Annotated in this window: 10 protein-coding genes; 3 read left to right on the forward strand and 7 right to left on the reverse strand. The window is 68.7% G+C overall.

Annotated features, from left to right (window positions below; genetic code table 11):
• Nucleotides 1–90 precede the first annotated feature (90 nt).
• Nucleotides 91–1,005, forward strand: a complete 915-nt coding sequence (locus BA895_RS22420) for a metallophosphoesterase (protein WP_070194112.1) — start codon at nt 91–93, stop codon at nt 1,003–1,005.
• An 18-nt stretch (nt 1,006–1,023) separates the two neighbouring features.
• Here BA895_RS22420 and BA895_RS22425 read toward each other — a convergent pair whose 3' ends face one another.
• Entirely contained in the window at nt 1,024–2,040 is a 1,017-nt protein-coding gene (locus BA895_RS22425; RefSeq protein ID WP_070194113.1) for a glutathione S-transferase family protein, read from the reverse strand.
• A gap of 159 nt (nt 2,041–2,199) precedes the next feature.
• Between BA895_RS22425 and BA895_RS22430 the strand changes: the two genes are divergently transcribed.
• Both BA895_RS22430 and BA895_RS22435 read left to right on the forward strand, forming a co-directional pair.
• Nucleotides 2,200–3,123: a hypothetical protein gene (locus BA895_RS22430; protein WP_139142840.1), complete on the forward strand. Its 924-nt coding sequence runs from the start codon at nt 2,200–2,202 to the stop codon at nt 3,121–3,123.
• A gap of 380 nt (nt 3,124–3,503) precedes the next feature.
• Nucleotides 3,504–4,223 (forward strand): GNAT family N-acetyltransferase, encoded by a 720-nt coding sequence (locus BA895_RS22435; RefSeq protein WP_070194115.1) that lies wholly within the window; start codon nt 3,504–3,506, stop codon nt 4,221–4,223.
• Here BA895_RS22435 and BA895_RS22440 read toward each other — a convergent pair.
• From BA895_RS22440 to BA895_RS22465, 6 genes are all read right to left on the reverse strand, one after another.
• Entirely contained in the window at nt 4,193–5,524 is a 1,332-nt protein-coding gene (locus BA895_RS22440; protein WP_070194116.1) for an N-acetylmuramoyl-L-alanine amidase, read from the reverse strand. The two genes, BA895_RS22435 and BA895_RS22440, sit on opposite strands and share 31 nt — an antisense overlap.
• Before the next feature lie 166 nt (nt 5,525–5,690).
• Nucleotides 5,691–6,014 (reverse strand): thioredoxin, encoded by a 324-nt coding sequence (gene trxA / locus BA895_RS22445; protein WP_070194117.1) that lies wholly within the window; start codon nt 6,012–6,014, stop codon nt 5,691–5,693.
• A 111-nt stretch (nt 6,015–6,125) separates the two neighbouring features.
• Complete coding sequence (gene trxB, locus BA895_RS22450; protein ID WP_083283686.1) at nt 6,126–7,196, reverse strand: thioredoxin-disulfide reductase; 1,071 nt, start codon at nt 7,194–7,196, stop codon at nt 6,126–6,128.
• 147 nt (nt 7,197–7,343) lie between these two features.
• Nucleotides 7,344–8,180 carry a hypothetical protein gene (locus BA895_RS22455; RefSeq protein WP_070194118.1) on the reverse strand — a complete coding sequence of 279 codons (837 nt, stop codon included), beginning with the start codon at nt 8,178–8,180 and terminating at the stop codon, nt 7,344–7,346.
• A gap of 323 nt (nt 8,181–8,503) precedes the next feature.
• Nucleotides 8,504–9,079: an RNA polymerase sigma factor SigM gene (gene sigM, locus BA895_RS22460; RefSeq protein WP_070194119.1), complete on the reverse strand. Its 576-nt coding sequence runs from the start codon at nt 9,077–9,079 to the stop codon at nt 8,504–8,506.
• 2 nt (nt 9,080–9,081) lie between these two features.
• Entirely contained in the window at nt 9,082–11,205 is a 2,124-nt protein-coding gene (locus tag BA895_RS22465) for a hypothetical protein (RefSeq protein ID WP_070194120.1), read from the reverse strand.
• Nucleotides 11,206–11,208 lie beyond the last annotated feature (3 nt).

Genomic DNA, 11,208 nt, shown 5'->3' on the forward strand with positions numbered 1-11,208 from the left:
GGTGGCTGAGGTGAGCCCGGTCGTCACCGGACGTCGGAAGCCGCGGTCCGCCTGAGCTCACAACGGGAGGGCGTTCTAGGCTGTCGAGCTATGGGCTCCCTCGCGCCGCGGCCGGCACCGACCCACGTCATCGCCCACCTCAGCGACCCGCATCTGATCGCCGGTGACCGACTGTTGTGCGGCTACATCGACACAGCGACCCAGCTTCGGCAGGCCCTGAGCCGGGTTGAGGAGTCGGAGGAGGCGATCGACGCCATCGTGATCTCGGGGGACCTGACCGACTCGGCCGACCCCGCCGCCTACGCGATGCTGCTCGAGATCACCCGTCCGGTCGCCGACCGGCTGGGTGCTGCCCTCGTGACGACCGGAGGCAACCACGACGAGCGCCGACCGCTCGCGGCCACCTTCTACGGCCTCGACACCGACGCGCCGCAAGACCGAGTGACCGACCTGCGCGGGCTGCGCGTCATCACGCTTGACTCCGCCGTGCCCGGATACCACCACGGCGGCTTCTCTGATGCCCAATATGACTGGCTGACAGACGAGCTCGCGACTCTGGCCGCATGCGGCACCATCCTGGTGATGCATCATCCGCCCATCACCTACCGCTCCCCGACCATGGCGATGCTCGACTTCGACGACCCGGCGCGACTGCGCGACATCCTCGTCGGCAGCGATGTGCGGGCGATTCTCAGCGGTCACCTGCACGTGACCACGTTCGGCACGTTGGGCGGTATTCCGGTCATCGTCGCGGGCGGCGTCAGCTACGTCGACGACGTGGGCGCCCCTCGCGAGCTGATGATCGGCGTCGACGGGCCCCAGTCGTGGAACCTCGTCGAGCTGCACTCGGCCCGAGGCAGCGAGAGGGTCGGCGAGGTGGTGACGTCGGTGGCGCCGGTGGCCCGGCATCCGAGCTGGCCGGCCCTCTCGGATGCCGTTCGCGACTACCTGTCTACGGTCCCCCCCGACGAGCGACAAGAGGTCTTCTCACGCAAGAGGAGCTGACCGCAATCTGAAAGGGGGTCAGAGCAGCGCGAGCACCGGGTTCTCTGCGGCCGGAACGACGTCTCGAGACGGGCCGGGCGCGGTGCCGTCGCCGAAGGGCGAGCCACCCAGCTGCTCTCGCCCGTGAGGGGTGGCCCAGTTCGACAGGTCGGGGCCGGCCGGCACGATTCCGGTGGGGTTCACATCCTTGTGCACGATGTAGTAGTGCTGCTTGATCTGGGTGAAGTCGGTGGCGTCACCGAACCCGGGAGTCTGGAACAGGTCGCGGGCGTAGCCCCAGAGCGCAGGCATCTCGATCAGCTTGTTGCGGTTGCACTTGAAGTGACCGTGGTAGACCGGGTCGAAGCGAGCCAGGGTGGTGTAGAGGCGCACATCGGCCTCGGTGATGTGGTCGCCGACGAGGTAGCGGTGGGTGGTCAGGTGCTGCTCGAGCACGTCGAGCTGTGCGAACAGCCGCTCGTACGCGCTCTCGTAAGAGTCTTGCGTGCCCGCGAAGCCGCAGCGGTAGACGCCGTTGTTGACCTCGGTGTAGATCGGCTTGCTGATCGCCTCGATCTGCTCCCGCAGGTGCTCGGGGTAGAGGTCGGGCGCGCCCTCGCGGTGAAACTGCGTCCACTCGGTCTCGAGGTCGACAGTGATCTGTTTGAAGTCGTTGGTGACCACAGCCCCCGTGGGCACGTCGACGATCGCCGGCACGGTGATCCCCCGGGGATACTCGGGGTCGCGCTTGAGGTAGGCGTCCTGGATTCGCGGGATGCCGAGCACCGGGTCGACGCCGCCCGGATCGAGGTCGAAGGTCCAGCTGCGTCGGTCGTGGGTGGGCCCGCAGATTCCCATCGACAGCGCATCCTCCAGCCCGAGCAGACGCCGCACGATGATCGCCCGGTTCGCCCACGGGCAGGCCCAGGCCACGACGAGCCGGTACCGCCCGGACTCCACCGGGAAGCCTTCGCGCCCGTCAGCCGTGATGCGGGTCGTGATGTAGTTCGTGTCGCGCTCGAAGCTCCTCTCGACGTACGTGCCTTGATCACTCATTCAACTACCTTACGCCGCCCTGCTCGCAGCCGCGTGGGTCAGCCGAGACGTAGATCGTTCCGATGCGGTCATCGACGCCGTCGAGAGTGCAGCAAGCGCCACTGCCCAGTTCTGAGAATCCCCGGTGCGTGACCTGCGTGGCGAGTACCGTGAAATGGTATGAAGAAGCAAATGGGCAAAGGTGCTCAGAAGAAGGACGACGGCACGCCTCTTCTGACCTACCGGTATCTTCGGATGATTCTGGTGCTGCCTGCCGTGTTTCTGCTGATCGCGACGATCTTCGAGGCATGGTCGCGCGGCTGGCAGTTTCGTGACTCCATCAGTGACTCTTACCAGGGGCCCGTGCGCGACGTGTTCGTGGGCGCTCTCATGGCTTCTGGCGTATGCATGATCGCTTATAAGGGACGGTCGAAACTCGAGGACTACGCGCTGAACTTCGCTGGCTTCAACGCGTTCTTTGTCGCCCTGGTTCCGAACAACTTCACCGCTGTTCTCAATGAGGCCAAAAGCACATCGGTCTCGGTCGGAGAAGTTGCCACCCGTGGCCAGCTGCTGACCAACCTGCGATTCGTGCTCGTCGCCTTTCTCATCACTGCAGCCCTGTTCACCTACGCCGACTACAAGCTCATGAACTGGCGCGCGTTGAAGTGGAGCAGCGACGAGACGACGTTCGCCGGCAGGCTCGCTGTGGTCTCCTGGGTAGCCGAGATCCTCTTCCTCATCGTCGTCGGGGGCGTGCTGGTCGGCCGCGAAACCCTATTCGGAGCAACCATCTTCGGCATTCTCCACTTCAGCGCCGCTGGCCTGATGATCGGCAATCTGTCGTTCGCCGCCGCGAGCCATGCCTTCCCAGCCACCTTGCGCACCCCGCAGCACAACGCGGATGTGGGGCCGGCCTCCTCCAGAGCCCTGCGCGGGTATCGCATCATCGTGTTCGCCATGTGGGCCGGAATCGTCATCGGGGGTTTCTGTATCTGGCGCCAGGTGCCGTATGCCGTGATCGTGACCGAGTACGTCGAGATCGGACTCTTTGTCGCCTACTGGCTCGTCGCCACCCGAGGGGACTGGAAGAACCCGCAATAACGGTGCCCTGGCGGGTCTCGCAGCGTATGAGTGGAGACCGACAGACTCGACTGGGCGTGCGCAACCCTGAAGGAAGACAATGCGATTCTTTCCCAGTTGAAAGGGATGGTGGTCTTACCCATGAGTTCCTGTCGGGGATCCAATATAGGTGAAAGCTCGGCATTCTCGAAGCGGCATTCATCGACCGTACGGATATGTCTGGGGCGAACGTTGGGCGACCTCGGCCGCGCTTACCCTCAGTAAGGCTCGGGTTGAGGTGCCCGGTTGTTGCGCAGTGGGCGCAGGTCGAGAGCGGGAAGTGCACCGGGGGTGCCCCGTGCGGGGGGCGGCGTCGGCGCGACAGAATGGGGTCATGAGCAACTCGTCGGCTCGAGCGCACCATGCGTGACCTGCAACCGCTCACGGCGGCTCGGGTCGGCGATCTCGTCGGCCGGTGCGCGCCGTGCACGTTCTGGCTCACCGTTCCGAACAACGGTCACGGCGAGCAGCGTGATGCCGGTGCAGTGCTCGCACGGTGGGTGACCGAGGTGACCGACGACTGGGGCCCCCCGGGGCGGGTCGCCTACGTCGACGGCAAGCCGGCCGGTCACGTCATCGTGGCGCCCGCCCGGTTCCTGCCACGCCTGGCCGCCTTCGCGACGGCTCCGTCTGACCCGGCGACGCTGGTGCTCGTCACGGCCTGCACCACGCTCGGCCAGCGAGACACAGGGCTGGGGAAGGTGTTGCTGCAGGCCGCCGCCAAGGAGGCGCTGCGCCACCGCGCCCGCAGCCTGGATGCCGTGGCGGCCAGGCCGTTGGCGGTCGCGCGTCACGAGTGTGTGCTCGAGGTCGCACCGCTCGAGAAGCTGGGTTTTCGGGTCGAACGTGACCACCCGGTCTACCCTCGGCTGCGTCTCGACCTGCGCACGACCGTCTCGATCAAGGACGACGCCGCGGCCTACGTGTCGCGGGCGCTGGGCCGCATCCCGGGTCTGCGCCCGGAGCCGGAGACGCGCCCCGACGGCGCCACCCGGGTGCGGGTGGCTGCTGGCCACGACGGCTTCGAGGGGCTGGGCCGTGACCTGCCCGCTTACGACCCGGTGGCCGTTCCCCTCAGGTGAGCTGTTCGGTCGGGCCGAACGGATGCCGCTCGCTCCCGGCCCGCGCGCATCGTCTCAAGGTGTCGTCGCAGGTCATCGAGCCGAAGCACCCCGGTGCGCGTGGTGTCGGTCTCGCCGAGATACAGCCGCTGCAGCGCCACCACCACCGCTTCGGCGATGTGGTCGAGAGTGCTGCCGTCGGCCAGGGCGGCGGCGTCGCCCTCGTGGTCGAGGTAGCCGACATCGAGGTGAACCGCCGGCATCCGGGTGCGTCGTAGCAGCGACCAGGTGCGAGGGTGGCTGCGGCAGTCGGTGAGCCCGGTTCGCGCGACCACCTCGCGTAGCAGCAGGTCGGCGAAGTGTTCACCGGTCACCGACCAGCCGCCGTGTCTCACCTGAGCAGACTCACCGGACTGGCCGTTCGCGTCGGTGTGACCGTAGAAGTAGGTGGACGCGCCGTGCGCCACCCCGGATGCCGAATGGTCGGAGTGCAGCGAGAGCACAAGATCGGCGTCGCACCGGTTCGCGAACTCGGCACGCCGTTCGCTGCTCCCGCCTTCGGTAGAGCTCGTTCGGGTGAACACGACACTCACCCCGTGGGCTGAGAGCCGGCCTTCGATGCGCCGCGCGAGATCGAGGGAGAGGTCAGCCTCGACCAGCCCGCCGCGCCCAACCGCACCGGGGTCGGAGCCACCGTGGCCGGGGTCGAGCACGATGGTGCGACCGCTCAGGCTGAAGCCTCCCTGCCTGATGCTCTCGCGTTCACGCAGAGCATTGGCCGAGCCGCCGCCGACCGATCGTCGCAGGCCGACGAAGGCCCGCATCGTCTCGGGCCCCACGGTGCCGTCGGCATCGAGCCCGACGCCGACCTGAAAGTCGCGGACGGCGTGGTCGGTGAGTGACCCGTGGATGCCGTCGACCTTGCCGGGGGTGAACCCGAGCTCGACGAGACGGTTCTGCAGAGCAGCAACGTCGTCACCCTCCAGCGAGTGGCCGGGAAGGTGGCTCAGGATGCGGTCACCGAGCGACCACCGAGCCCCGTCGAGCACGGCGTACGTCGAGCGTCCCACCACGCCGTCGACCAACAGCCCCCGGCGTTGCTGGAACGACCTGACCGCATGCTCGACGCGCTCGTCGAAGACGGCATCCGCCGCTCCGAGGGCTCGTGCATCTGGTGCCGAGTGGTCAGCACGGGAGGGATGGGCCTCGGCTCGGATGGTTGCCGGCGAGACCAGGTCTCCGGTCAGAGCGAGCCGGTCGCAGATGTCGGCCACCGCCCGACCGCTGTCGCCGCGGCGTACCGCTATCACGGGTGGGGTCACAGGGCGCCTCCTTGCCGGCTGAGCTCGTTCCGGTGGGTGGGTGATGGCACGGGGGAACACTTCCGCAGGATGCCTACCAGTCGGGTTCAGGGTAATACGACAACGAGACGGGTGCCGGTCGGCGGCCCGTCCCGTGCCTACCCGCGAGTGTCGCGCGCGCCGTGGCTCAGGCGATGAACTCCTCGAGCTCACGCAGCAGCTTGGGCTTCGGGTGGGCGCCGACGATGGTCTTGACGACCTCCCCCTTGACGTAGACGTTCAGCGTCGGGATGGACGTGACGCCGTATCGGGCCGCGGTGTCCTGGTTCTGGTCTGTGTCGAGCTTGACGATCTCGATCTTGTCGCCGTACTGGGCGGCGATCTCCTCGAGGATCGGGGCCACCTTGCGGCACGGGCCGCACCAGGTTGCCCAGAAGTCGACGAGCACGGGCTTGTCGCTCAGCAGCACGTCGTCAGCGAACGTGGCGTCGGTGGTCTGCTTCAGTGCCATGAAATGTCCTTTTCGATAGTCCGCAGATGCGGCGGGATGCAATGTGATGCGGGGAAATGCAGCGGGATGCAGTGAGGAACGCGATGGCCGTCCGGAGGGTCGACCGTCAGGCTAGGCGCGGGTGCCGACAGACACGGTGGACAGCGACCCCTCGGCAGGGGTTTCGACGGGATCCGCCGCGTCGATGGCCGCTGCCTCGCTCTCGGCGGCGGCCGGGCTGTCGGTGTCGTCGCGAGCGGCCAGATAGTGCTCGGCGTCGAGGGCGGCGGAGCAGCCGGAGCCCGCCGCCGTGATGGCCTGGCGGTAGGTGTGGTCGACGAGGTCGCCGCAGGCGAAGACGCCAGGCAGGTTGGTGCGGGTCGACCGACCGCTGCCGGAGTCACCGGTGAGCACGTAGCCGGCCTCGTCGAGCTGCACCTGCTCGCCCTCGGCCGTGGTGAGCAGCTCGTTGCGGGGGTCGTGACCGATGGCCACGAAGAGCCCGGTGACGGCCAGGTCACGGGTCTCTCCGGTGACGATGTCTCGGAGGGTGACTCCGGAGAGCTTGCCTTCACCGTGGATCTCGGCCACCTCGGAGTTCCAGGCGAACCGGATCTTGTCGTTGCTGTGGGCGCGGGCCGCCATGATCTTGCTCGCCCGCAGCTCGTCGCGGCGGTGGATGATCGTCACCGTACGGGCGAACTTGGTCAGGAAGGTGGCTTCTTCGACGGCGGAGTCGCCGCCGCCGACCACGGCGATGTCCTGGTCGCGGAAGAAGAAGCCGTCACAGGTTGCGCACCATGACACCCCGTGGCCCGACAGCTCCTTCTCGCGGGGCAGACCCAGCTCGCGGTAGGCCGAGCCCATCGCGAGGATGATCGAGTGCGCGCGGTGAACGTTGCCCTCCCCGTCGGTGACCGTCTTGACGTCACCGTCGAGCGTCCCCGACGTGATGTCGTCGGTGATGATCTCGGCCCCGAACCGAACGGCCTGCGCCCTCATGTTGTCCATCAGGTCGGGGCCCATGATGCCGTCCTGGAACCCGGGGAAGTTCTCGACGTCGGTGGTGTTCATGAGAGCACCACCGGCGGTCACCGCACCTTCGAAGACCAGCGGGTGCAGGTTGGCCCGGGCGGCGTAGACAGCCGCGGTGTAGCCGGCGGGGCCGGACCCGATGATGATGACGTTGCGGACGTCAGACATGCAGAAAGCTCCCTCGAGAAAGCAGATGGATCAAGGCTTCTATCACAACCGATCCTAGATGCTCGTTGTTCCCTCGACGGGAGCCGCCAGGGCGACTGTGAGCCTGCTGCAGGTGGGGTGCAGCGAGGCGAGACGAGGCGAGTCTGGTCAAGGAACCGCGGTGGCGGTCTTGATCACTGCGGGGTCTGCGGCGGTACACGTACGCGCGACGACCCAGGCGTTCGACTCCCTGTCGTTGGTCACGACGAGGATCGCGGCCGGACTGCCGTCGAAGGTGGCCAGGTCGACGGAGACGTCTGATGCCTCGCCGATCTTCAGCCCGGTGAGGCAGGACGTGAGGCCGGCCGGAGTTGCTACCGGCCCGGCGGATGCCGCCGTAGCGGTGTCGAGCTGCGGGCCAGGGCTGGTCAGCAGGGTGCGAGCGCGGTCGGCCAGGTTGCCGGCGGCGTACGGGGTGTCGCTGGTCTGGATGTGCACTGCCCCCAGCCGTGGGGTCGGCTGCGGCGTGGTGATGCTTGCGCTCGTGGTCGTGTCGTTCAGGGCAGCGGCCCCGTTGGGCCGCTTGTTCAGGTGCAGCGCCGACCCGCCGACGGCGATGACGGCGACCGCCGCGGCCACGGCCGCAACCGCCATCCATGGTGTGCGTCGGTTCGGGCGGGCGACGAACGGCGTCACCGTGGCGCCCCGCTCCGTCGTCGTGAGGGGTCCGGGATCGACGCGCAGGCGAGCAGCATCCGCGATGGCCACCATGATGCGGTCGGCCACGTCGGGCGGCATGACCTCAGCGTCGGTCAGGTCGGCTTCGTCGGACGGGCCTCCCGCGGCTGCGAGCAGCGAGATGACCGCGGCGTCGATCTCGGGGGTGGCCCCGTCGGACAGCGAGGGTCCGGCCTCGTCGGCCTCGTCGGGCTCGTCGAGTCGTGCTGGGGCAGGCCCACGATCATGAGGCCGGTCGTGTGAAGGACGAGGGTCCAACGGGTCCACGGGTGAGTCCTTTGGGCAGTGCGGTGGTGAGGTAGTGCGGTGGTGCGGTGGTGCTGCTCCGGAGCTGTTCTGCTGGTGTTCCGGTGGTTCGGTGGCGAACGCCCTCTGGCACGTACCCGGGCCCGGGTACGTCGCTCGCCGATGGTCCGACGCCTCGCACAGGCCTCTTGGTTCCCGGGGGACCAGTCGAAATCTCCACCCGATCTCGGCCTAAGGGAAGAGCAGGTCGACAGCACGACCGAGACCGAGCTGGTCGGTACCCTGTTGGCCCTGCTCAGCCGTCGTCAGCCACCGTCGTCAGCCACCGTCGTCAACCACTGTCTTCAACCACTGTCGGGTGGGGGACGCCGGCCGGGGGTCAGACCAAGGTGGTCAGCCAGCGCCGCTCGCCCACGGGCACACCGCGACTTGATCGTGCCCTCGGCGACGCCGAGCATCACGGCGGCCTCCGCCACCGGAACCGCATGCATGTCGACCAGCACTAGGGCCGCCCGCTGACCCTCGGGAAGCTTGGCCAGCGCTTCGTGGATGTCGAGGCTCACCTCGGTCGACGCATGGTGGTCGTGCCGATCGGCCAGCTCGTACTCCGGCAGCTCACTGGTGGGCTTGCGGCGGCGCAGTCGGTCGAGGCAGGCGTTGACGACGATGCGGTGCAGCCACGTCGTGACCGCCGCCTCACCGCGGAAGGACTCGGCACGACGGAACGCTGCGATGAAGCCGTCCTGCACGCAGTCTGCGGCCAGCTCGGGGTCGCGGGTGGTGCGCAGGGCCACCGCCCACATGCGGTCCTTGTGTCGCCGGAAGAGCTCGCCGAAGGCGTTCGGGTCACCGTCGACGTGCAGCTGCAGGAGCTCCTTGTCGCTGGCGTCGGCGAGGTGGCCCACCACGCCCGGCGCCACGGTCAGCGCACCGTCACTTCAGAGATCTGAGCGCGGTAGTGGTTTGGGGCCTCGGCCGGCGCGGCCTTGGTGACCCAGACGATGAGCTTGGTGGCCGCCTTGAGGTCGTCGGGGACCTTCAGCTTCACGGTGCCGTCCTGGCCCGTGACCGAGCCGATCTTCTGGGCCCCGTCGATGGAGGCCTTCGTGGCGGCGTAGACCGTGACGTCCTGCTTGGCCGGCAGCACGAGGTCGACGCCCGTGAGAACGACCGAGCGGTCGAGGTCGAGCACGACGCCGATGCCGTCCTTCTTGCCGTTGTAGGTGGCGCTGCCGTACCAGCGCGAGGCCCAGACGGTCGCCGGGTCGCCGTCGTAGGCAAGCTTCACCTTGCCGTCTGACTCGATGCCCTCGGGGTCGAGCACGGTGCCACCCGTGATGGTGACCGGGGCCGGGGGTGGCGTCGTCGTGGTGGGTGCTGTGGTCGACGGCTGGGAGGTCGTCGTGGGGGTGGGCTTCGGCCCGCTCGCCGTGAGCGTGACCGTCTGGCCTGGGGCGGGTGGGTCGCTCTGACCGATCTTCATCACGTTGTTGATGCCGATCGCGAGTGACACGAGCACGAGCACTGCGACGATGGCCAGGGCCACGCGCGACGCCGCCTTGGAGGGGGCCTCGGCCGTGTCTCCACCAAAACCCGGCAACGGCACCGGCGGCTCGAGCCGCGTGGCGGGGGCCTCGTCGAGAGCCTCGTCGAGATGGATGTCCTCGACCCCGTCGTCGTCGAGGGCGTGGGCAGCGCGTCGCTCAGCCGCCTTGGCCGAGGCCTTGTCGGCCGCGGCTCTGGCGAAGGAGCCGACTCGGTCGCCGATCGCGCCGGCCACACCGGCCGCGGCAGAGGCGGCCGCGCCGGCCGCCGCCATGCCCTTCTGAGCCCCCGTCTCGCTCGGGTCGTCTTCGCCGGCCTGGGCAACAGTGCCTTGAGCACCCGCCTCGGTTGGGTCAGAACCCGGGGCGGCGGCGCCGCCGGCCTGCGCGGGGTGGGCGGCGGACTGTGCCGAAGCGTCAGTGCCGTGCGTGGCACCAGCGGTAGGTGCGCCACCGGCCGGCGCCCCGCTACTGGCTCCCGTGGTGGCTCCGGCGGTGGTTTCGGATGCCGCTGCCCGGCGCCGTCGCGGCAGGGCCGGCAGCTGGCGGTGCGGGGTGGCCTTCGCCCGAGCCTGGGACAGACCGATGCCGCTGCCGCCGTCGTTCGATGGCTGGGTTGGGGACCACGGCGCGATCTGCAGGGCCAGGTCGCCCGGCGAGAGGGGGCCGCGGTCGTCGTTGAGGGTGAGGCGACAGATCAGGTCGAGGTCGTTCGGCACGCCTACGGCGATCTCGGAGGGAGGGGCGACGCCGCCCACGATCGTCGGGGCCGCGTCGAGTGACACCGCCTCCCGACCGCCTGCTGCACCGATACCGGCGCCGGGGCCGGTGGAGCCGCGGGTGTCAGACTCGCGATCGTCGGTGCCGGACGGTGCCGGCCAACGGGCGGTGAGGCCGGCGTAGATGAGCTTGACGAGGCCGATCGAGTCGAGGCGCGAGGCCTGCTCGCCGGAGACGCTTTCAGCGTCGATGAGGGCTGCGTCGGTGGCGATGCCACGCACCTTGACGGCGCCGTCGGCCATTCGGAGCACCGCGTCGGGCGTCAGAGCCAGGTGGTGCAGCCCGCGCTGACGCGCCTTGTCGAGGGCGCTGGCGGCCTCACCCACCAGGCGCCGTACCTCCTCGGCGGGCAGTCCGCCCGAACCCAGCAGGTCAGCCATCGTGGCCGCACCGGTGAGAGGCTCCTCGACGATGAACCCGACACCCTGGTCAGACCCGACATCGAGCACCCTGACCAGTCGCGGGTCTTCAACACCGGCGGCCCGCCGGGCGGCATCGAGGGCGGCGGCTGCGGCGGGGGATCCGGCCGCGAAGCAGACGAGCACGACCTCACGCTCGAGGGTGTGGTCGCTGGCGCGCCATCGCTCGTGGTTTACACCCTCGAAGGTGCGCACCGTGACGGCGTAGCGCCCACCGAGCACAGAACCAGGCCCGACCCCCTGCACGATGCCACCTCTCCTGCCCCTGATCGAACCGGCCTTGTCCGCGACGGCTTTGCGCACATC

Origin of the sequence: Humibacillus sp. DSM 29435, from assembly GCF_001758225.1 — a bacterium.
Classification (GTDB): domain Bacteria; phylum Actinomycetota; class Actinomycetes; order Actinomycetales; family Dermatophilaceae; genus DSM-29435.

Bases quoted from the DNA above. Each gene is read 5' to 3' on its own strand.
- BA895_RS22420 (WP_070194112.1), top strand. From the start codon at position 91: ATGGGCTCCCTCGCGCCGCGGCCGGCACCGACCCACGTCATCGCCCAC.
- BA895_RS22425 (WP_070194113.1), bottom strand. From the start codon at position 2,040: ATGAGTGATCAAGGCACGTACGTCGAGAGGAGCTTCGAGCGCGACACG.
- BA895_RS22430 (WP_139142840.1), top strand. From the start codon at position 2,200: ATGAAGAAGCAAATGGGCAAAGGTGCTCAGAAGAAGGACGACGGCACG.
- BA895_RS22435 (WP_070194115.1), top strand. From the start codon at position 3,504: ATGCGTGACCTGCAACCGCTCACGGCGGCTCGGGTCGGCGATCTCGTC.
- trxA (WP_070194117.1), bottom strand. From the start codon at position 6,014: ATGGCACTGAAGCAGACCACCGACGCCACGTTCGCTGACGACGTGCTG.
- trxB (WP_083283686.1), bottom strand. From the start codon at position 7,196: ATGTCTGACGTCCGCAACGTCATCATCATCGGGTCCGGCCCCGCCGGC.